The organism is Vibrio sp. V23_P3S9T160, assembly GCF_963886625.1.
Classification (GTDB): Bacteria; Pseudomonadota; Gammaproteobacteria; order Enterobacterales; family Vibrionaceae; genus Vibrio; species Vibrio anguillarum.
The window spans coordinates 12,081-33,877 of sequence record NZ_CAWPDB010000110.1 but is presented as its reverse complement, the minus strand read 5'-3'; the positions used below and the strand labels follow the sequence as shown (position 1 = coordinate 33,877).

Below are 21,797 nucleotides of genomic sequence, written 5' to 3'. Positions count from 1 at the left end.
CCATTGAGCCTGTCGTGAGCGTATTAGCTATTTCAATTACTACCGTCGCCTTAGCTGAAATTGGCGATAAAACCCAACTGCTTTCTCTGCTGCTAGCCAGTCGTTATCGTAAACCTTTGCCTATTATTGCCGCCATTTTTGTCGCAACGATGGTTAACCATGCACTCGCTGCTTGGCTGGGCGTGGTCGTTGCCGACTACCTGTCACCAGAAATCCTTAAATGGGTGTTGGTCGCCAGCTTCCTTGCCATGGCGGGTTGGGTGTTAATTCCAGACAAACTCGACGGTGATGAAAAAATTACCAATCGAGGCCCTTTTGTCGCTAGCTTCATCGCCTTTTTTGTCGCTGAAATTGGCGATAAAACCCAAATAGCAACGTCTATTCTTGGTGCGCAATATGCGGATGCTCTACTGTGGGTGGTGCTCGGAACGACGATTGGTATGTTGCTGGCTAACGTACCTGTGGTGCTGATTGGTAAATTATCCGCCGATAAAATGCCGCTAGGACTTATTCGTAAAATCACGGCGGTACTCTTTTTGATATTAGCGATCGGCGCGGCGATTTGGTAATTCCAATCGATTAGATGATTGGGCGAGTGAGCGTGACACAATTTATTACTCAACTTGTCGCCCAACGTCTACGGTTGCGTGATGAGTGACAAATTTATGCCATACTGGTCATGTTACTGTAGTGCTAGATGATGCAAGTCTAAGAGGGAATGCATATGCTGACACGTTATATGGGAATGACCGCCAAGAGCCAAAGTTACTTGTTTACGTTCGGTTTTGTGCTGACGTTGTTGGGTATGGCGTTGACGGAAATGTGGCTACCCATGGTGGCCGGCGCAATCATATTGTGTGGCTTAATGGTGGAATCTTGGATCCGAGTCGCGCACATTATCCCGATGCACGATGAAATTCGAACCCTGCAAAAGCAGATCACAAAACTGCAATCAGAGATCCGCACCATCGAGTTTAATGAGTAGTGTGCAGCGCAATGAATCAATAGCAAAAGGCGGCCTTTTTGAGGTCGCCTTTTCTTTTGCGTACACATCACTTAGATCGAGGCTTAACTCAATCCTTTCTTAATCAAATAGAGATAGGGCAATGTGTCCACTTTCTCCGCAATTAACTGATGATCCATAAAGCGGCAAAAACTGGGAATGTCTCGAGTGGTTGACGGGTCATCGGCTTTCACTAGTAAAATTTCGCCATCTTGCATGGTTCGAATGGTTTTTCTGACCATCATTACAGGCTCGGGACAGCGCAATCCTTCGGCTTCGAGTATTTGTGTGGCAAGTGCCGGATCAAATGTCATATTCAAACCTAATCGATGTTATCGCAAGGCGTAGATAATACTGGCGAGGAAAAAATATTCAATAACCACTTGGCAAAGTGATCTTTTTGTTTTAACTTACTTAACAAGTTGATAACAATTTTGTGAGGCACTTATGTTAACAGCGCTTGATAGGTTAACCATTTATTCGGTTCTCTGCTTTATCTCATTTTGTGCCTTAGTGATGCGAACGCCTGCAGAAACGTCATGGATGCCACTTTTTGGTGTCAGTGCGTCACTGGTTGGGATCTGGCTTGAGATGCATCTTTGGAAAGGCATCTCAGAAGAGCAGAATCACTAATCCATCACATATTGATCAACGCATTGCACTAATACGACACGTAACACATTCCGACACTATCCCCATTTTCTTGGGCTTCCCCGCTGAAAGGCGGGATTTTTTTTGCCTAACGCGTACACTGAGCCTATTTACCAATGATAAAAGTGGGGTTATTGCATGGAGTTGGAAGATATCTATCGTCGCGATCTGAATTTATTGATTGCATTGAGAGTGTTGATAGAAGAGAGCAGTGTCAGTAAAGCGGCCCAGCGTTTAAATCTTAGCCAGTCAGCCATGAGCCGTGTATTAGGCCGGTTACGTGATCTGCTCAATGATCCTCTTTTTACGCGTCAAGGTCAGCATCTCATTCCGACTGAAAAAGCGCTGGAGCTTAATCGTGCCTTAGGCGAGCCATTGGAGTCTCTACGTCAAATCCTTTCACCTGTTGAATTTGACCCCCAGCAATGTGAACAAACCTTCACCATTGCCACGACAGATTACGCAATGCAGACCATCTTACCGTTTGCTTTACCAAGGATATATCAAGAGGCACCAAACGTGTCGTTTGAGTTTTTACCTTTGCAGCATGATAGGTTGGCCGATCAACTGACTTATGAAGGGGCTGATTTAGCGATTTGTCGCCCAACGTCGCCAGTAGCACCATTGATGAGTGAGGTGCTTGGGCGAGTCGGTGTGCTTTGTTTGCTCTCCCAACACCATCCGTTGGCGAATCGGCAGATCTCTTTAGCGGATTACCTGACATACCCTCATGCGATGATTGCGATCAGTGATGGTGTTAATGCCTTAATTGAACAAGCATTAAGTGGGCAGCCTAAACGGAAAATGGTGCTCAGAGCCTATCATTTAGAAGCTGCGCTAGCGATTGTTGATACCATGCCATTGATTATTACGGTGCCTGCGGATCTGGCCTATTTAGTGGCAGAACGTTACGCATTGGTGGTGAAGCCGTTACCGTTTCAGTTTACGCCGTTTGACTACTCTATGATTTGGCACTCGCGATGTGAGCATTCTCCTGCCCAAGAATGGTTAAGGCAGATCGTCAAACAAGAGTGCAGCCGGTTGATTGCTAAGCGTATTGAAGAGATGCAGTTAGAGGGATAAAAATCATCAAGCTTTGAGTAAGACCAAAGCTTGATGAATGAATGGTTTAAAGCTTAATCACCACGCGACCAGTCACTTGACCATTGGTGATCGTTTCAGCGTACTGCGCTGTTTGTTCGAGGGTGATTTCCTCACACGCTTGCTCAAAGTAGCTTGCAGGTAGCAGTTTCGCTAAGCTTTCCCATGCTGCCATGCGTTTTTCTAGTGGGCAAGAGACGGAGTCGACACCTTGCAGGCGTACATTGCGCAAAATGAACGGCATGACGGTGGTGGGTAAATCAAAACCACCCGCTAAACCACACGCGGCAACCGTGCTGTTGTAGTCCATTTGGGCTAACACTTTGGCTAACATTTTGCTGCCTACTGTATCGACCGCGCCAGCCCAAATCTGTTTTTCCAGCGGACGAGCTGGCTCTTCAAATTCGCTGCGATCAATAACGCGGCTTGCTCCTAGTTTTTCTAACAGTGGACCATTTTGTTCAACACGACCGGTTACCGCAGCAACTGTATAACCTAGCTTAGCTAATAGTGTTACAGCAACTGAACCAACGCCGCCACTGGCACCCGTCACCAATATTTCACCCTTTTCCGGTTGAATACCCGCATCTAAAATGGCTTGCACACAAAGCATGGCAGTAAAGCCAGCAGTGCCAATCATCATCGCTTTTTTGCTATCAAGACCGTGCGCGAGTGGTACTAACCAATCGGCTTTCAAGCGTGCTTTTTGCGCCATACCACCCCAATGGTTTTCACCCACTCCCCAACCGGTTAGTACAACTTTATCACCGGTTTGGTAGCGAGTATCTTGGGATTCAAGTACGGTTCCCGCAAGATCAATGCCCGGTACCATAGGGAAATTGCGAATGATTTTGCCTTTACCTGTAATGGCTAAACCATCTTTGTAATTCAATGATGAGTAATCGACCGCGACTAAAACTTCACCTTGCGGTAATTGTGATTCGTCGATTTGTTCAATGGTGGCAACTGTGTTTTTTTCTTGTTGATTAAGGATTAACGCTTTAAACATTCGGATCTCCAGATTGGCACAGCAAGCATAAGATGTCGCTAAGTGTAGTACTGAATTAACTATGACTAAAATGAAACTTTAGCATTGGTTCTATGCGTATTATGCATCACTCATAAAAAATGCCAGTCGTGGGACTGGCATTGAGCTTTAGGATAAGAAGAACTGGTATGAAGGATTGTCCGTCTCATCTTTGCATTGGTAACCCAATTCTCTAAGGTGAGCGGAGAAGCGGTTTAAATCGCTCTCTTCGAGTTCAAAACCACACAATACGCGGCCATAATCGGCGCCATGATTGCGGTAATTAAACAAGCTAATGTTCCAGTGTGTGCCAAGCGTGCTGAGAAATTTCAGCAGAGCGCCCGGATATTCCGGAAATTCGAAGCTGTATAATCGCTCTTTTAGCGGCTTAGAGGGTTTGCCTCCAATCATATAACGGACATGCAGTTTGGCCATTTCATCATCCGATAGATCCACCACAGGGTAGCCACCTTGGCGTAAATCGTGAATGATGTTGTCGAGCTCTTCTTGCCCACTTAACAGACGTACACCGACGAAAATGTTGGCCAGCTTGTCATCGTTATAGCGATAGTTGAACTCGGTGACCGCGCGACCGCCAATGATATTACAAAACTCAAAAAACGCGCCTTGACGTTCAGGTATGGTCACCGCCAAAAGCCCTTCACGTTTTTCGCCTAGCTCACATCGCTCCGACACGTAACGCAAGCCGTGGAAATTGGTGTTAGCCCCTGAAAGTACGGTGCCTAACTGTTTATCCACCAGCTTATGTTTTTCCGCGAATTTCTTCAGACCAGCCAGAGCAAGCGCTCCAGAAGGTTCGGCAATCGCACGCGTGTCTTCGAAGATATCTTTAACCGCCGAGCAGATTTCATCGCTTGATACCGTGATGTGGCCATCAATGTATTGCTGACACAAACGGAAGGTTTCATCACCAATACGTTTTACCGCGACACCGTCGGCAAACATGCTGACTTGGTCAAGCACCACGGGTTTACCTGCCTCGAGTGCTGCTTTTAAACAAGCAGAATCTTCAGGTTCAACCGCAATGACTTTGATTTCTGGCATCAGCTGTTTGATGAGCACCGCGACCCCAGCGGCTAAACCGCCACCGCCGACTGGTACAAAAATGTAATCAAGGTGGCCATTTTGTTGCAGCATTTCCATGCCAATCGTGCCTTGCCCTGCAATGACCAGTGGGTGATCGAACGGTGGGACAAACGTATAACCTTGCTCGTGAGCCAAGCGTTCCGCTTCGGCTTTGGCTTCATCAAAGTTGTTGCCATGCAAAATCACCAAACCGCCAAAACCGCGCACCGCTTCGACTTTGATATCAGGGGTAGTTTTAGGCATCACAATGGTGGTTTTAATGCCTAATTTTGTTCCCGATAGAGCCATTCCCTGCGCGTGGTTGCCTGCTGACGCGGCAATCACCCCAGCTTGTTTTTGCACCTCAGATAAACTCGACACCATATTATAAGCGCCGCGTAATTTAAAAGAGTGCACAGGCTGGCGATCTTCACGCTTGAGCTGAACGCGATTTTTGATGCGTGCCGATAAGCGGGGCATATCCTGCAGTGGCGTCACCGTTGCGACGTCATACACGGGGGCGCGCAGGATCTGGCGCAGATAATCTGCGCCAGTTTGAGTTGCGTTACCTGAGTCGCTCATCCGCTAGCCCTCGAGCTTAGATTTGTCTCGAACAGCCCCTTTATCAGCGCTGGTGGCCATACTTGCGTAGGCTTTCAATGCCAAAGAGACTTCACGCTGGCGATTGACAGGTTTCCAACCGAGCTGGTCTTGTTTTACGCGGCGCTCAGCCAGTTCAGCTTCTGAAACGTTGAGCGTAATGGAGCGGTTTGGAATATCGATGGCGATAATATCCCCAGAATTCACCAAACCTATCGTTCCGCCGTTCGCAGCTTCTGGAGAAACGTGACCAATTGATAAACCGGAAGTCCCCCCAGAGAAACGACCGTCAGTCAGTAGCGCGCACTCTTTGCCTAGCCCCATTGATTTGAGGTACGTGGTTGGGTAAAGCATTTCTTGCATACCCGGGCCGCCTTTCGGGCCTTCATAGCGGATGACGACAACATCACCAGCCTTCACTTTACCGCCTAAAATACCTTCAACGGCACTTTCTTGGCTTTCAAAGACCACGGCTGGGCCTGCAAATTTCAGACTACCTTCATCAACCCCTGCTGTTTTTACAATACAGCCGTCAACGGCAATGTTGCCTGATAGGACGGCTAGGCCTCCATCTTGGCTAAAAGCATACTCTTTGGTGCGAATACAGCCTTCTTTGCGATCGTCATCGAGGCGATCCCATCGGCATTGTTGCGAGAAGGCTTTAGTGGTACGAATGCCCGCAGGACCGGCACGGAAAAAGGTTAAGACGTCTTCGTCGTCCGTTTGCATGATGTCGTATTGAGCCAACTGCTCTTTCATCGATAAACCCAACACGGTGCGAGTTTGATTGTTGATGAGACCGGCGCGATCCAGTTCACCAAGAATCGCCATCACGCCACCCGCGCGGTGTACATCTTCCATGTGATATTTTTGAGTCGATGGCGCGACTTTACACAGATGAGGTACGCGGCGTGACATGCGGTCGATATCACCCATGTCAAAATCGATTTCACCTTCTTGAGCGCCTGCTAATAGGTGCAATACCGTGTTGGTTGAGCCGCCCATGGCAATATCGAGCGCCATCGCATTTTCGAACGCGGCTTTGTTGGCAATATTACGCGGTAAGGCGGATGCATCATCTTGTTCGTAGTAACGTTTGGTTAATTCAACAATGCGTTTACCTGCGTTGATGAAGAGCGCTTCACGATCGGCATGCGTGGCCAACATCGAACCATTACCTGGTTGAGAAAGCCCCAACGCTTCGGTGAGACAGTTCATCGAGTTGGCAGTAAACATGCCAGAACAAGAACCACAGGTTGGGCAGGCCGAGCGTTCAATTTGTTCACTTTGTGCATCGGAGACTTTAGGGTCAGCGCCTTGGATCATCGCATCGACTAAATCGAGTTTGATGATTTGATCAGAAAGCTTGGTTTTACCCGCTTCCATTGGCCCGCCAGAAACAAAGATGACGGGAATATTAATGCGCAGTGCCGCCATCATCATCCCAGGGGTGATTTTGTCGCAGTTGGAAATGCAGACCATCGCATCAGCGCAGTGCGCATTAACCATGTACTCGACAGAGTCTGCGATCAACTCGCGTGATGGTAGTGAGTACAGCATGCCGCCATGCCCCATGGCGATACCGTCATCTACCGCGATGGTATTAAATTCTTTGGCGATGCCGCCGGCTTTTTCGATTTCACCCGCAACCAATTGACCCATATCTTTGAGGTGCACGTGGCCCGGTACGAATTGAGTGAACGAGTTAACCACCGCAATAATCGGCTTACCGAAATCTTCATCTTTGACGCCAGTGGCGCGCCATAATGCGCGCGCTCCAGCCATATTACGTCCGTGTGTCGTTGTTGCGGATCTATACTTTGGCATTGTCTATCGTCCTCTATTACTTCGGTTGTGGGTACACGTAATCCAACCAGCCCCACTTGTCTTCAGTGGTGCCGTTAAATAGGCCAAAGTAAGCTTCTTGCATCACTTTCGTGATTGGCCCACGTTTACCCTCTCCAACCGTAATTTGGTCTACGCTCCGTACAGGGACGATTTCGGCGGCGGTGCCAGTCATAAAAATTTCGTCAGCAAGGTAGAGTGCTTCACGCGCAATGTTCACTTCACGCACTTCGTAACCCATTTCTTTAGCCAGCGTCATGATCGAATCACGCGTGATACCCGGCAAGATGGAGCTGGTGGTTGGTGGCGTGAGCAGCACACCGTTTTTGATGACGAAAATGTTTTCGCCTGCACCTTCAGATAAATAACCATCCACGCTTAAGGCGATACCTTCGGCATAGCCATGACGACGAGCTTCACCACCGACAAGCAGAGACGATAAATAGTTACCACCCGCTTTGGCTGCGGTTGGTATGGTGTTTGGCGCAGCGCGATGCCAGCTAGAAACCATCGCATCCACACCATTTTCTAGCGCTTCATCACCTAAGTAAGCACCCCAAGGGAAGGCGGCAATGATTAACTCCATTTCAGTATTCACTGGTGGGCAAACGCCAAGGCCAACGTTGCCAACAAAGCCAAGTGGGCGAATGTAGGCTGAATCCAGTTTATTGACGCGCAATGTTTCACGTGTCGCTTCCATGATCTCTTCTATCGTATAGGGGATAGGGAAACGGTAAATTTTTGCTGAATCTTTTAGGCGTTGAGCGTGCTCTTTATGACGGAAGACGATTGGACCTTTAGGAGTGTTATAACAACGCACACCTTCAAACACCGAAGTGCCGTAGTGCATCGCGTGTGTCAGTACATGAACGTTTGCATTTGCCCACGGAACCATTTCACCGTTGAACCAAATGTAATCTGCAGTTTTTGTTGCCATTTATTGCCTTCCTTATGCACAAATCTTTTGTTGTAAATTGTTATTCGGTAGTTCGTTATTTTTTATTGGGGTGACATCGACACTGCGAATATCCCATAATTTTTCAATTTGATTGATCAGTGTGCTGATGGGGCGATCACTATCAACAATGATTTCAACACTGGCGACTTTGCTGGCGTGGTTTTGCGTTGCGGCCACTTGTTTTATCACAAATCCACGATGGCGAATCACGCGCAGAACACGCTCTAATAGCACCGGTTTATCATCGGCTTTGATGTCTAATAGGTATCTATCCATTAGGTGTTCTCCAACATATCACTATTTGAGGCGCCCGGTGGTACAAGCGGCCATACGTTTTCTTCTTCATCAATCAAAACGTGAAGCAGATAAGCTGTTTTGCTGGCCAGCATTTCTTTAAGTGCTGGTTCAACTTCTTCTTTTTTGGTGATGGTTTTGCCAGGAATATCGAACGCCTTAGCTAGCATCACGAAATCTGGGTTGTCATCCAAAATTGTTTCGCTATGGCGGCCATCAAAGAACAGCGATTGCCATTGGCGCACCATACCTAAACGGTGGTTGTTCAGTAGTACCATCTTGACCGGGATTTGGCGGCGCTTGAGCGTACCAAGCTCTTGAACATTCATCATGAACGACCCATCCCCAGAAATGAGAATGGATTGATCATCTGGGCGAGCAACGGCAGCACCCATTGAGGCGGGCAACCCAAAGCCCATAGTGCCAAGGCCAGCTGAGGTGATGAAGTTCTGTGGAGCACGCGGTTGAATGTGCTGCGCGGCCCACATTTGATGTTGGCCAACGTCGGTTGAGACGATGGCTGAATCGGGCATCATGTCGGACAGTTGTTTGAGTAACAATGGCGCAAAAATGAGATCGCCCGGGTGGTCATAGCGCCACTTAAAGCCACTGCGCAAACTTTCACTGTGGTGAACCCACGGTGCGATATCACGCGTCAGTTCCAGTTGTGGAAGAATGAGATTGATGTCACCACGTAGTGACGCATTGGCGATACGGAGTTTATTAAACTCGGCCGCATCGATATCTATATGAATCACTTTGGCGTGTGGTGCAAAAGTATCCAGCTTTCCCGTTACTCGGTCATCAAAGCGCGCTCCAACCACAATCAGCAAATCACACTCTTGAACGACCAAGTTTGCCGCCTTAGTCCCGTGCATACCAAGCATGCCAAGGTAATGCGGGTCATGGCGCTCAATCGTGCCCAAGCCTTTTAAAGTGCTTACTGATGGCATCGGATTGAGGCGTAAAAACTCGCGTACGGAATCGGTCGCTTTGGCCAGTTGAACGCCACCGCCAACATACAATACAGGACGAGAGCTTTGTGAAAGCAGTTGTTGCGCTGCGTGAAGCTGCTCTTGGCTGGCAACTGGCATGGCTGGCGCAGTGAATGCAGGTAGCTCAGTCACGGGGGTTTTTGCCAGTTGTACATCTTTAGCGATATCCACAATCACCGGGCCGGGGCGACCCGCTTTTGCTACCTCAAAGGCTTCGGCAAGGGTGGGTGCGAGATCGTGGATATCGGTAACGAGGTAGCTGTGTTTGGTGCAAGAGAGTGACATACCAATCACGTCCATCTCTTGAAAAGCATCGGTACCAATGTGCGAGCTTGCGACTTGGCCGGTGATGGCGACGAGGGGGATTGAGTCAAGAAATGCATCGGCAAGACCGGTGACCAAATTGGTCGCTCCGGGTCCTGAGGTGGCCATGCACACCGCGACATCTTGTGTCGAGCGCGCCATGCCAATCGCCGCCATGGCTGCACCTTGTTCGTGGCGACAGAGGATGTGTTCTACACCGCCATCGTATAATGCATCATAGATTGGCATGATAGCGCCGCCGGGATAACCAAAAACGGTTTTGATTCCCTGCTGCTTTAATGCGGCTACAACCAGTTGTGCTCCTGTCATCGTAACCCTCCCAAACTGTGTATGGCACAGTAAACCATGTTGTGTTTGCACTTCATGTGCGCTCCCATTCTTCCTGTCATATCGGGTTGGATAATCGCCAACCAGTATGAACTTTTTAGTTTAATAGTTGTAAAAAAACCCCCGGACTTTTCAGTGCGGGGGTCTTTTGAATCTGGTGGTTATTTTGCGCCCACTAGCCCCCGCGCGGAATCAATAATGACCACGATAATCAGGCTTAGCAGTAGGTTAATGTGAGCGTTCAAATTCATCACTTAATTCTTAAAATAGTTGGCGTAATATCTTACGAAATTGTTTGCGTCTCTAGTGTTAACACACAATTCCGTTAAATGACAAGCAAAAACTCATTCTTTTTTCACATTCTTTCAGCATCACAACAAGCTATATAACAATCTCTCGTGTGCAAATAAGGGCGCAGAAACAGAACGAACACTTTTTAAACAACCACAAAGGAATGAAATGGGACTCGCAATTATTCACAGCCGAGCCAGTGTTGGCGTGCAAGCACCGACAGTGACAGTTGAAGTACATATTAGCAATGGTATGCCCGGTTTTACGTTGGTCGGCTTGCCAGAAACGACGGTCAAAGAGTCTCGTGATCGCGTGCGCAGCGCTATCATTAATTCCCGTTTTGAGTTTCCCGCCAAGCGTATTACGGTCAATCTAGCCCCTGCGGATCTCCCCAAAGAGGGTGGTCGATTTGATTTACCGATCGCGTTGGGTATTTTGGCGGCCTCACAGCAGATAGCGCTAACGAAGTTAGATGGGTATGAGTTTATTGGTGAATTAGCCTTATCTGGTGAGTTGCGTCCTGTTAAAGGTGTATTACCCGCCGCTTTAGCTGCGAATCGAGCCAAGCGCTGTTTGGTGGTGCCTCATGGTAATGGTGATCAAGCCGCGTTAGTGGCAAAGGATCAGCATAAATCGGCGCAAACGCTGCTTGAGGTGTGTGCTGATTTGTGTGGCCAGCAAACCCTCTCTCTTTTTCAAACCGAACCTAAACCGTGCCAAGCGAAAAGTACTCGCGATCTGCAAGATATCATTGGTCAACAGCAAGGAAAGCGAGCGTTAGAAATCGCAGCCGCGGGCAACCATAACCTGCTTTTTCTCGGTCCACCCGGAACGGGTAAAACCATGCTTGCCTCTCGGTTGTGTGATTTATTACCAGAAATGAATGAGGATGAAGCGATGGAAACCGCTTCGGTTGCTTCTCTGACTCCACAAGACATTAACCAGCACAACTGGAAGCAAAGGCCATTTCGCTCGCCTCATCATTCCAGTTCAATGGCGGCGCTGGTCGGTGGCGGTTCTATTCCGAGGCCGGGGGAAATTTCTTTGGCACACAATGGGTTATTGTTTCTTGATGAAATGCCGGAATTTGAACGAAAAGTGCTCGACTCATTGCGTGAGCCATTAGAGTCAGGTGAAATTATTATTTCAAGAGCGCAAGGCAAAACGCGTTTTCCAGCTCGCTTTCAATTAGTGGGAGCGTTGAACCCCAGCCCAACCGGCTATTACGAAGGCACGCAAGCCAGAGCCAACCCGCAGAGTATTTTGCGCTATTTGGGACGCTTATCGGGGCCATTGCTTGATCGCTTTGACATGTCGATAGAAATCCCCTCGCTTCCCAAAGGAATGCTGGCAAATGGCGGCGAAAGAGGTGAAGCAACGGCTGTGGTTAAAGAAAGAGTGCTGATTGCTCGTGAACGGATGGTGATTCGTAATGGTAAGGTTAATGCTTTGTTGGGGAGCCGAGAAATTGAACAGTATTGCCCTTTAAGTAAGGCTGACGCCGAATTTTTGGAAAATGCACTGCACCGCCTAGGGCTCTCCATCCGCGCGTATCATCGCATTATCAAAGTGGCGCGTACGATTGCTGATTTAGAAGGGGCCGAGCAGATTGCTAAGCCCCATCTAGCGGAAGCGCTCGGCTATCGAGCTATGGACCGCTTGTTGAAACAACTGACCGCACAAGCGGTGTAATGAACTTAAAATTGGTAATTTAACCCTAGCGCTGTAAAGAGAGACGATTCGTCGTAAAACGAGAGGTTTGAGCTCGATTGGTTATAACCGGCTAAAGCGATTAATGACCAATCATCCCAATCCATAAATTGGCTGTATTCGTACGCGAAGAATAGGCTCAGTTCATCGTCATTACGCACAGTGTGATTAAACAGTGAATTTCCACCTTGATAGTCGCGCTTGGTATAACCAGCGGTCAGCGCCAGTTTATGGCGATTGATAAACGTGAAGTAGGAGAGATCGGCGGCGTAAGAGTGATGAGTATTGGCGTCGCCATCCGCTTGGTGGTTGATATAAGTGATGGAGGGCTGTAACAAACTGGTTGGGCTCAGAGAGTAACGGTACTGCCCTTTTAGGTAGTAACTTTTACCATCACGAGCCAGTTCAGGGCTTGGAAACTGATCGTTGTCGATCTCTTTGGTCGCGTAAGCGACATCGATAGTCCATGGGCTGCCTTGAATACTATTGAATGTTAATCGGTAGGCATTTCCTGACTCATCGGTTTCTTGGCGCTGACTGTTTAGTTGGTAAGGGTTAGCCCAGGTTTTTCCAGACATCACGGTCGGTAAAAAAGCCACATCAACCACGGTACCTGTCTCCATCTCATATTGATACCCCAGCTGAAGCGCTAAAGTGCCTACGGCAATATCATCACGTGAGGTGCCTAGATAAACCTGTTGTTGACGTTTGTCCCCGAAGGTGTAAGCAAGGTTACCCAAAGGCCCAACGGCAAAGTTTGACTGCCGGCTACTCTTTGTTTCGAGTGATGTAATACGCTCATCTCCACCCGTATCAAACGATGATTGGGAAGATGCAAAAATAGTATTAATGGCAATCTCACCACTTAAACCTGTTTCTGGAGCCAGTTCGGCAGATACATGAAAAGCCAGAGCGCTAACAAGCGTCATGGACAGGTATTTATTCATTAGGAGTTTCCATACTTTGATTCAATAGTGGTTAAGTATATGAATAAACTTGGATGACGACACGATAAAACTAATCTGACCGTTTTATGAATGAAGGGTGAGCTTTGTCTTAGGCATACACAGTTTTGTGCTGCGATGGCTTGTGTTTCAAGATTGGTTGTATGAGAAAGCGCTGCAAGGTTGAACTTGATTAAGTAAAAATGAGGAGCCGTTGTGCTCCTCATTTGGGAATGATTACTTGGTCAGTAGGTAATTGACCAGTTCGAAGTATTCATTGGTCGATTTAACACCTTGTCCCTGCACCAAATAATGATTGTTAACCACGACAGCAGGCACACCTGAAAGGCCGCTTTCTTGGAACTGTTTATCAAAGCGGCGCACCATTGAATCGACGGCAAAACCATTAAAGGCGGCATCAAATTTTGCTGTATCAATACCTTCGTCTAGGAAGATTTGGCGTAGATCCGCATCATCTCTTGGTGGTTTACGCATCGTGTGGATGCGGTTAAACATCACGGGCACCATTTTGTCTTCAACTTTGAGGGCAAGCATGGTGGCGTAAGCTTTACTCATTGATTTACCCATAGAGCCACCCATAAAAGAAACATGGTTTTTCTGCAGAGTAACCCCTTGTGGGAGCTGCTTTTTCAGTTGGGCGATGATCGGCTCAAAGGTATTGCAGTGTGGGCAGTAAAAGGAGAAAAACTCCGTCACGGTTGGATTTTTAGAGGGTTCAAGATCAAGCACTTTGTAATGCTCACCTTCTTTAAATTGGGCTGCATGAGCCGATAAACTCAGCAGTAAGGTTGCAACCAGTGCAAAAAGCTTCTTCATTGTATACTCCATTTATTGCTTCAAGGTGACTTACCATTGTGGCATTAGTGAGAGCGTAGGCTCGTCTAATGCTGCTATTTGTTCTTTAAACGCAAGCACTTGGCTTTCCCAATATTTAGGGTCATTAAACCAAGGGAAGGCGAGTGGAAAAGCAGGGTCCTGCCATCGTTTGGCCAACCATGCCATGTAATGCACCATTCGTAGACCGCGTAACGGTTCAATTAGTTTCAATTCGGCTGGATTAAAATCGTGAAACTCTTGATACGACTCTAAGATAATGTCCAACTGCATTCGCTTATCTTGCAATTCGCCATTGAGTAGCATCCACAAATCCTGTACTGCTGGTCCATTGCGAGCATCGTCTAAATCGACAAACATAGGCCCATCTCGCCACAAAATATTGCCTGGATGGCAATCACCATGCAAGCGGATGGCCGCGGATTTTGCTGGCCATTGCTGTTCAATTTTGTTGATCAATAACGATAAGTCACTGAAAAAGGTATTTTGCAAGTGCTGAGGTATGAAGGACGCATTTTCCAATAGCTGTTTGGGTTGATAAAGATACTCATCTAAGCTGATGGTTGGGCGATGAACAAATGTACGAGTGGCACTGATGTGATGAATGCGTCCAAGAAACCGGCCCACGCCTTCTAATTGGTCCATATTGTCCACTTCAAACTGCCGCCCACCCACACTGTTAAACAGCGCGAAATGATAGCCCTGATAGTGATGTAAGGTTGCACCGTTGATGAGCAATGGCTCAGCAATCGGAATTTCCGCCGCGTACAGCTCGCGTGTGAAATCGTGCTCCTCTTGAATTTGCTCAACACTCCAGCGCTGAGGTCGATAGAATTTCACCACATAGCGTTGGCGTTCTTCATCGATGAATTGATAAACGCGGTTTTCGTAACTGTTGAGTGCCAGAAATCCTGATTCAGCACGAATGCCGATGCTTTCTAAGGCATACCACATGTTATCAGGGGTGAGTGCATCAAAATGGAAAGAAGCTTTGGTCATGATTAAAAAGGGCCCATTACTGAGCCCTTTTCCATTCGTTACGAAGTTAGAGTTTATTAATAAACCGGCTCTCAACTTCTATCGTGAATTGGTTACTGTCCGTGAGTATAAACTGAATCGTCGCTATAGGAGAGCTGAGTTTGTCAGGAGCGACGCCAAGGCTGGTTGGTAGGTTCAATACCTCTCCTGGTTTGACTTGAATGGTTTGTTTACCATACCAAGAGACGTCCGATAGCCCTTTCACGTCAAGCTTATACTCTTGCGTTTGCTGAGTTTTGTTGATGACTTTCAAGGTGTAAGTGTTCTCAATTTCACCATTGCTGTTGGTTTTAAATAGCTGGTTTCTATCACGCAATACACTTAAGCCGACCGGATCAACACTGGCTACTTGAGCGATGAATAAGCCAAACATCACCAGCAGTACCGTGCCATAACCGAGCAATTTAGGCCTGAGTATTTTTGTGTGGTGGCCGGAGAGGCGGTGTTCTGTGGTATAGCTGATGAGCCCTTTTTCATAGCCCATACGTTCCATCGTGGTATCGCACGCATCAATACAAGCGCCGCAGTTAATGCATTCGTACTGCAAGCCATCACGAATATCGATGCCAGTCGGACACACTTGTACGCACAAATCACAATCAATGCAGTCACCTAAACCGAGTGCTTTGTGATCGGCTTTACGAGCGCGTGGCCCGCGAGTTTCACCGCGTTTGCTGTCATAGCCAACAATAAAGGTATCTTTGTCAAACATCGCAGACTGAAAGCGAGCATAAGGACACATATGGATGCAGACGATCGAACGCATCCAGCCTGCATTTCCGTAAGTACAAAGGGTGAAAAAGAGTACCCAGAAGACGGGCCAGAAACTTTCATCGAGTGTGAAAAAGTTCACCACGAGTTCGCGTACCGGGACGAAATAGCCGACAAAAGTAAAACCAGTACCGAGTGCAATCGCCAGCCAAGCAATGTGTTTGATGGCTTTTCTTATAGCAAGATTAGCTGTGAGTTTTCCTGAGTCCTGCTTGCGGCGTTTATTGGCGGCGCCTTCGAGTTTTTCTTCAAACCAAATGTAGATAAATGTCCACACAGTTTGCGGGCACAGATAGCCACACCAGACACGGCCAAGAAAAGTGGTAATAAAAAACAGGCCGAATGCCGCAATCATAAACAACAGGGCAAGTAGAGTTAGGTCTTGTGGGTAAAGTGTGGTGCCGAAAAAGTTAAATTGCTGGTGGCCGATGTCGAGCAAAATCGCTTGGCGATCACCATAAGAGATCCACGGTACTAAAGTAAAAAGCAGCAGTAAAAACCAGCCACCATAGCGGCGGAGTTGTTGATAAGTACCTTTACTTTCGCGCACATAAATACGGTTGCTGGGGTTAAAACGGTCACCGTTGCCTTTGTGAGTTTTGGGGTTGAATATTTTAGGAGTCACATCCTTTATATCGATTTTGTCCTGACTCATGAAATGATCCTTGTTGGGCTGTAAGGTGTGATTTCTTTTAGTTCACACTCTGCGACATTGCTGTTTTCTCTTTGGGTGCAATACCAAGATGAGAAATTATCATTGTTCAATCTTTATTTATTAAGCGGCAAGTATAACGCCAATAACAATTTTATTTCTTTAACACTATCAACCTTTAACAATAAAGCCTCAACTCGTGAGGCTTATCGCTAATAATAAAAAAGCGACCTAATAAGGCCGCTATCTTGATCATTATCACAGGGGCTACATCATTTTATGATGCCACGCGCGCGTAAAATGGCTGTTTTAAAATCATCTTCCTGATCTTTCTTCAGGCCTGGAATCATTTCGTCTTTGGCGCTGTTGCGCATTTTTAGATGGTAGATCAATACATCATCCGTGAGTGCTTCTAAAGGTCCTTTATAACCCGCTTCTTGAGCCAGTTTGGTGATGAATTGCATTAAGTTGAGCTGCTGATCTTTTTGCCATTCAGGCGCAAGTAGTTCAATTAGCTCTTCAATTCGATGACATTGCATTCTCTTTTCCCCAATTTTTATAAGTATTTTGAGTAAAGGTATCAAATTGCGGATTGAAGTCCAATTGAGCGCAAAGAAAAAGCGCAGGGTTTAGCTGCGCTTTTTAATTATGCTGCCTGAACAACATTAGTTGTGCTCGATGCAGTAAGGGCATTTTTTTCAACTAAAGTCATTGCTGGAGCGACTTTTTTTGCAGTCGGAGCAGCAGCAAAACCACTACGACGACGCATTGCACTACGGTTTGTGTGCGAAAACCTGACAGCTGTTGGGCGCATTCATTAACCTAACGGTCAGGCACATCCATTGCCAATCTAATGGCCTGAATCACCATGAGTTGAGCTTCATAATTGAAGGGTGGCTCTTCTGGCTCTCGCCAATCCAAATAATGATTCAGGAATAACGATATGCTTTCATATCGTAGTTAGATTAGCACCAAGTTTTGAATTGATCGATAGTTGAACGATTGTTGAGATGAATATTCTTGCAAATAAAGCTTAAAATTGTGTGAGATGCTTGGTTGAGTTTGTCATCTGATCGGCATTGCATCGCGTTTTGTTAAATAGGAGGTACCTATGTCGTTTACAAAAAACTCGCGATTTATCGCTCTCCTTGATACCCGTTCGTTATGAAATCTTCATTTAGGCTTACAACTGTAAGCTGAGGTGTGCAATACTAAGCCTACATTTTGTTGCTTTTGGTATGGTGTTTATGTCTGCTGTTGACAATGACGGCTATGGTGCTGGTGAAGAACGGGCGAATGCACTGAGTCATGGTTTGGGGCTATTGCTTAGTTTTGTTGGTTTAGTCTTGCTGCTGATCAAGGCAACAAGTGCGCAGGCCGATGCATTGACTTATATCAGCATGAGTCTCTATGGTGGCAGCATGATAGCGTTATTCCTTGCTTCAACGCTGTATCACTCCGTTGCGACACCGAAAGCCAAACGCTGGCTAAAAACGTTCGACCACTGTGCCATTTATCTACTGATTGCCGGAAGTTACACCCCCTTTTTGTTGGTTAGCCTTCGCACTCCTTTGGCGATAGGTCTTATGGTGGTGATCTGGCTGCTGGCGCTGCTCGGTATCATCATGAAAATTGCCTTTGTCTATCGTTTTAAAAAGTTCTCACTAGTGACTTATTTGGCGATGGGGTGGTTATCCTTGGTTGTGATCTACCAACTGGCCCTCAATATCGAGGTCGGTGGTTTGGTGCTACTTGCTGTTGGTGGTTTGGTCTATTCGCTCGGGGTGATTTTTTATGTAGCGAAACGCATTCCCTATAACCATGCGATTTGGCATTTATTCGTGCTAGGTGGCAGTGCTTGTCACTTTTTTGCGGTTTACCTTTTTGTTCACCCAGTAAGTGCTTAACGCATTTCGACCCGCTCAATGTTGGCCGAAATTTGATAGCCTTGCTGGCGATCAACCTGAAGGGTAATCGGCTTTCCTTGCGCTTGAGTTTGTGGGCGTAAATAGCTATCAGCCATCCGTTTAATGGATTGCCAAATGGATAACTGTTGAGTGAGCAGTGGTTGACCTTGCTCGTCATAAAGAGTGATGCTGAGCACTACCGCAATGACAGATTGCGAGCTTTGATTGGTGATGGCTGTTGGGATAACGAGTGTATCTCCTTGGTAGTAAGCCGCGCCGAGTACCACTTCCACTCCAGAATCTGACAGTTGTAAAATCGGTTTTCCACTCTCCATCTCAAAGGTGGTTGCTCGGGCTTTTTGAGCAATAGGGGCCGCGTGAATGACGGTTTCCGGCGACATTGATTGCGGTTCAACATATTGCCATGTGAAATCATCATTGAGTTTCACCTGGCGGCCATCTTCTAAGGTCAGAACTTGCGCGCAAGATACGGCGCTTGCTGTCATGCTTAACAGCATCATTATCACAGGTATTGTCTTCATCTTAACGTCGCCAAAATGCAGGGAAAAACAGAACGATAATCGTCAAAATTTCTAAACGCCCCATCAACATCCCTAAGCTCAGAACCCACTTTGCTGCGTCAGGCAGTGGTGCGAAGTTGCCCGTTGGACCAATCACCGAGCCCATTCCGGGACCAACGTTGGCCACTGCGGTGATGGAACCTGAAATGCTGGTGACAGGGTCAAGGCCCATAGCACTGAGCGCGCCTGCGATAGCAATGACAGTGATAAAAAAGGTCAAACCAAAAGCGACGACTGAGCGGACAATATCATCATTAACTGGACGATGATTATAGCGCTGTACGAAGATGCCTGATGGATGGACCAACTTCATAATTTGTTTATTGAGCAGCGTCATCGCAATTTGGAAGCGGAACACTTTAATCCCACCAGAGGTTGAGCCGGAACAAGCTCCTGCTGCCATTAAGAAGATAAACAGTGTGCTTGGCAGTGCGCCCCAGGCGGTGAAATCTTCCAAACCAAAACCAGTAGTCGTGACCACTGAAACGATATTAAACATCGCCACTCGCAGGGCGTCCAACCAGTAGTAGCCTAGTTTGAGATTCAGCCACAACGCAATGATGAGACTGGCAATTAGGAAAAGATAAGCAAATCCGCGAACTTGTGCGTCTTTTATGATCACTTTGATATTTTGTTTTCGGGCCGCAGCGACAAACAGTAGAAAGGGCAAGCCCCCCAAAAACATAAACAGCGTTGCTACCCAATGTGCACCGTTTGAGAAGTGGTTCATCGAACCGTCGGAGGTGGAATATCCACCAGTCGACAAGGTGGTAAATGAGTGGTTGATCGCTTCAAAAAGCGTCATGCCAGTGAGGATATAACCAATCAAGCACAGTAAGGTCAGTACCAAATAGACCAGCACAATATTTTTCGCGACAGTTTTGGCGCGTGGGCTACTTTTATCGGACCAATCAGACGATTCGGTTTGGAACAATTTCATCCCACCCACATTGAGCATTGGTAATACCGCTACCGCCATTACGATAAACCCAACCCCACCAAGCCATTGCAGAATAGAACGCCACAACAAGATGCTGGGCGGCATATTATCAAGGCCACTGAGCACGGTTGAACCTGTAGTGGTTAACCCTGACATGGTTTCAAAGTAGGCGTCGGTAAAGCTGATGTGGTTGATAAAGACGAAAGGGAGCGCCGCGAAAGCGCTGGCAACCGTCCACACTAAGCTGGTGATGAGAAACATATCGCGCACGCTGAGCTTAAAGTGTGCGGTACGCCCCAAGCTTAAGCAGATAAAGGCGACAATATGAGTGATGATGACCGCTTGAGCAAAATCAAGGAAGCCACCCGTACCGGTAAAAAAAGCGACCAGTGTCGGCACATACATAAATAGGGCGAGCTTAGACAGCACGAGTCCTATAACGAATGAAATGGGGCGTAAATTCAGCATGACGCCAATGACCTATAGGAAAAATGGGCTAGGTTGGAACAAGGCTTCCACATCGGGCACGTACTTTTTATCCACTAAGAACATCACCACGTGATCATCTTGCTCGATAATAGTGCGGTCATGGGCGATTAACACTTCTTCACCACGCACAATCGCGCCAATGGTTGTGCCCGGTGGCAGTTTAATATCACCCACTGCGCGTCCCACCACTTTAGAGGTGTTTTGGTCGCCATGTGCAATTGCCTCAATCGCCTCTGCCGCGCCACGGCGTAGCGAAGAGACGTTAACGATATCGGCACGACGTACGTGAGTCAGCAGTGCGGAAATGGTGGCTTGTTGGGGTGAAATCGCGACATCAATCACGCCGCCTTGTACGAGGTCGACATACGCGCCACGCTGGATAAGTACCATCACTTTTTTCGCGCCCATACGCTTGGCGAGCATGGCGGACATGATGTTGGTTTCATCTTCGTTGGTGAGCGCAATAAATACATCGACTTGGTCGATGTTCTCTTCGGCTAGCAGCTCTTGGTCCGCTGCATCACCACAAAATACTATGGTGTTTTCTAACTCTTCCGATAACTGCTCTGCACGTGGGTAATTACGCTCAATCAGTTTAACGCTGTAGCTGTGCTCTAAACGTTTAGCTAAGCTTGCCCCAATGTTACCCCCGCCAACAATCATGATACGACGATAGGTTTTTTCCAGCCGCTGTAGCTCACTCATGACCGAGCGAATATGATTACTGGCTGCCACGAAGAACACTTCATCGTCAGCTTCAATAATGGTAGTGCCTTGTGGGCGAATCGGCCGACCTTGGCGGAAAATGGCCGCGACGCGGGTATCAATGTGCGGCATGTGCTCACGCAGCGCTGAAAGAGCATTACCCACCAGTGGCCCGCCGTAGTAAGCTTTCACAGCCACTAGACTTACTTTTTCTTCGGCAAAACTCACTACTTGCAGTGCGCCGGGGTATTGGATCAACCGTTCAATATAGCTCGTCACTAGCTCTTCAGGGGCGATGAGGTGATCCACCGGGATCGCGCCTGACTGAAACAAAGTCTCTTTTTCAAGCAGATATTCAGGAGAACGAATACGCGCAATTCGGTTGGGCGTATTAAACAAAGAGAACGCCACCTGGCATGCCGCCATGTTGGTTTCGTCGGTATTGGTGACCGCAACCAGCATGTCTGCGTCCTGTGCACCCGCTTCACGCAATACATCAGGGTGGCTGGCGTGGCCATGAATCACCCGCAAATCGTACTTGTCTTGCAGCTCGCGCAAGCGGTCGCTATTTTTGTCGACAATGGTGATGTCATTGTTCTCGCCGACCAAGTTTTCGGCCAGTGTGCCACCGACCTGACCTGCACCAAGAATAATGATTTTCATACTCTGTTCTCTTTCTACCTGCCGAATATCGGCCACTGAA

The 21,797-nt window shown here is 47.4% G+C and carries 21 protein-coding genes; 6 read left to right on the top strand and 15 right to left on the bottom strand.

The annotated features are described in order from the left end of the window. The first annotated feature begins 14 nt into the window (after positions 1–14). Both AACU59_RS06935 and AACU59_RS06930 read left to right on the top strand, forming a co-directional pair. Positions 15–569: a TMEM165/GDT1 family protein gene (locus AACU59_RS06935; protein WP_017046363.1), complete on the top strand. Its 555-nt coding sequence runs from the start codon at positions 15–17 to the stop codon at positions 567–569. Positions 570–724: 155 nt separating this feature from the next. Next, positions 725–985: a hypothetical protein gene (locus AACU59_RS06930; protein WP_010319938.1), complete on the top strand. Its 261-nt coding sequence runs from the start codon at positions 725–727 to the stop codon at positions 983–985. Between the two features lie 83 nt (positions 986–1,068). Here AACU59_RS06930 and tusA read toward each other — a convergent pair whose 3' ends face one another. Beyond that, positions 1,069–1,317, bottom strand: a complete 249-nt coding sequence (gene tusA, locus AACU59_RS06925; RefSeq protein WP_020977692.1) for a sulfurtransferase TusA — start codon at positions 1,315–1,317, stop codon at positions 1,069–1,071. A 133-nt stretch (positions 1,318–1,450) separates the two neighbouring features. Here tusA and AACU59_RS06920 point away from each other — a divergent pair, with 133 nt between their 5' ends. Then, positions 1,451–1,636, top strand: coding sequence for a hypothetical protein (locus tag AACU59_RS06920; RefSeq protein ID WP_010319936.1), 186 nt, complete (start codon positions 1,451–1,453; stop codon positions 1,634–1,636). Between the two features lie 156 nt (positions 1,637–1,792). Next, positions 1,793–2,737: a LysR family transcriptional regulator gene (locus AACU59_RS06915; protein WP_013855564.1), complete on the top strand. Its 945-nt coding sequence runs from the start codon at positions 1,793–1,795 to the stop codon at positions 2,735–2,737. Positions 2,738–2,783: 46 nt separating this feature from the next. On the opposite strand, the gene acuI is transcribed toward AACU59_RS06915, so the two are convergent. From acuI to ilvG, 6 genes are all read right to left on the bottom strand, one after another. Further along, positions 2,784–3,764, bottom strand: coding sequence for an acrylyl-CoA reductase (NADPH) (gene acuI / locus AACU59_RS06910; protein WP_017047824.1), 981 nt, complete (start codon positions 3,762–3,764; stop codon positions 2,784–2,786). A 147-nt stretch (positions 3,765–3,911) separates the two neighbouring features. Then, the gene (ilvA, locus tag AACU59_RS06905; protein WP_017046359.1) at positions 3,912–5,450 is read right to left on the bottom strand and encodes a threonine ammonia-lyase, biosynthetic; all 1,539 of its coding nucleotides are present in this window, start codon (positions 5,448–5,450) and stop codon (positions 3,912–3,914) included. Between the two features lie 3 nt (positions 5,451–5,453). Next, complete coding sequence (gene ilvD, locus AACU59_RS06900; protein ID WP_017049640.1) at positions 5,454–7,295, bottom strand: dihydroxy-acid dehydratase; 1,842 nt, start codon at positions 7,293–7,295, stop codon at positions 5,454–5,456. 16 nt (positions 7,296–7,311) lie between these two features. Then, positions 7,312–8,250: a branched-chain-amino-acid transaminase gene (gene ilvE, locus AACU59_RS06895; protein ID WP_010319931.1), complete on the bottom strand. Its 939-nt coding sequence runs from the start codon at positions 8,248–8,250 to the stop codon at positions 7,312–7,314. Between the two features lie 12 nt (positions 8,251–8,262). Beyond that, positions 8,263–8,547: an acetolactate synthase 2 small subunit gene (gene ilvM, locus AACU59_RS06890; RefSeq protein WP_010319930.1), complete on the bottom strand. Its 285-nt coding sequence runs from the start codon at positions 8,545–8,547 to the stop codon at positions 8,263–8,265. Continuing rightward, positions 8,547–10,193 (bottom strand): acetolactate synthase 2 catalytic subunit, encoded by a 1,647-nt coding sequence (gene ilvG, locus AACU59_RS06885; RefSeq protein WP_017044151.1) that lies wholly within the window; start codon positions 10,191–10,193, stop codon positions 8,547–8,549. Before ilvG ends, ilvM begins: the two co-directional genes overlap by 1 nt. Before the next feature lie 477 nt (positions 10,194–10,670). On the opposite strand from ilvG, the gene AACU59_RS06880 reads away from it, so the two are divergent. Beyond that, a complete protein-coding gene (locus AACU59_RS06880; protein ID WP_017046355.1) occupies positions 10,671–12,194 on the top strand; it encodes a YifB family Mg chelatase-like AAA ATPase in 1,524 nt (507 codons plus the stop codon). A gap of 5 nt (positions 12,195–12,199) precedes the next feature. Here the strand turns inward: AACU59_RS06880 and AACU59_RS06875 are convergent, their stop codons facing one another. From AACU59_RS06875 to AACU59_RS06855, 5 genes are all read right to left on the bottom strand, one after another. Next, complete coding sequence (locus AACU59_RS06875) at positions 12,200–13,159, bottom strand: DUF2860 domain-containing protein (protein ID WP_017048695.1); 960 nt, start codon at positions 13,157–13,159, stop codon at positions 12,200–12,202. Between the two features lie 234 nt (positions 13,160–13,393). Next, entirely contained in the window at positions 13,394–13,993 is a 600-nt protein-coding gene (locus AACU59_RS06870; protein ID WP_094144838.1) for a thiol:disulfide interchange protein DsbA/DsbL, read from the bottom strand. 30 nt (positions 13,994–14,023) lie between these two features. Continuing rightward, positions 14,024–15,010, bottom strand: a complete 987-nt coding sequence (locus AACU59_RS06865) for a serine/threonine protein kinase (protein WP_094144837.1) — start codon at positions 15,008–15,010, stop codon at positions 14,024–14,026. A 46-nt stretch (positions 15,011–15,056) separates the two neighbouring features. Next, positions 15,057–16,475, bottom strand: coding sequence for a cytochrome c oxidase accessory protein CcoG (ccoG, locus tag AACU59_RS06860; protein WP_017046352.1), 1,419 nt, complete (start codon positions 16,473–16,475; stop codon positions 15,057–15,059). A gap of 269 nt (positions 16,476–16,744) precedes the next feature. After that, complete coding sequence (locus AACU59_RS06855; RefSeq protein ID WP_029189868.1) at positions 16,745–17,011, bottom strand: YihD family protein; 267 nt, start codon at positions 17,009–17,011, stop codon at positions 16,745–16,747. 708 nt (positions 17,012–17,719) lie between these two features. Between AACU59_RS06855 and trhA the strand changes: the two genes are divergently transcribed. Then, a complete protein-coding gene (gene trhA / locus AACU59_RS06850; protein ID WP_088720688.1) occupies positions 17,720–18,379 on the top strand; it encodes a PAQR family membrane homeostasis protein TrhA in 660 nt (219 codons plus the stop codon). Here the strand turns inward: trhA and AACU59_RS06845 are convergent. The 3 genes from AACU59_RS06845 to trkA are packed head-to-tail and all read right to left on the bottom strand — an operon-like array spanning position 18,376 to position 21,757. Continuing rightward, positions 18,376–18,921 carry a DUF3157 family protein gene (locus tag AACU59_RS06845; RefSeq protein ID WP_094144836.1) on the bottom strand — a complete coding sequence of 182 codons (546 nt, stop codon included), beginning with the start codon at positions 18,919–18,921 and terminating at the stop codon, positions 18,376–18,378. The two genes, trhA and AACU59_RS06845, sit on opposite strands and share 4 nt — an antisense overlap. Before the next feature lies 1 nt (position 18,922). Then, entirely contained in the window at positions 18,923–20,368 is a 1,446-nt protein-coding gene (locus AACU59_RS06840) for a TrkH family potassium uptake protein (protein ID WP_017043680.1), read from the bottom strand. Positions 20,369–20,380: 12 nt separating this feature from the next. After that, positions 20,381–21,757 carry a Trk system potassium transporter TrkA gene (gene trkA / locus AACU59_RS06835; RefSeq protein WP_026027554.1) on the bottom strand — a complete coding sequence of 459 codons (1,377 nt, stop codon included), beginning with the start codon at positions 21,755–21,757 and terminating at the stop codon, positions 20,381–20,383. Positions 21,758–21,797: the final 40 nt, after the last annotated feature.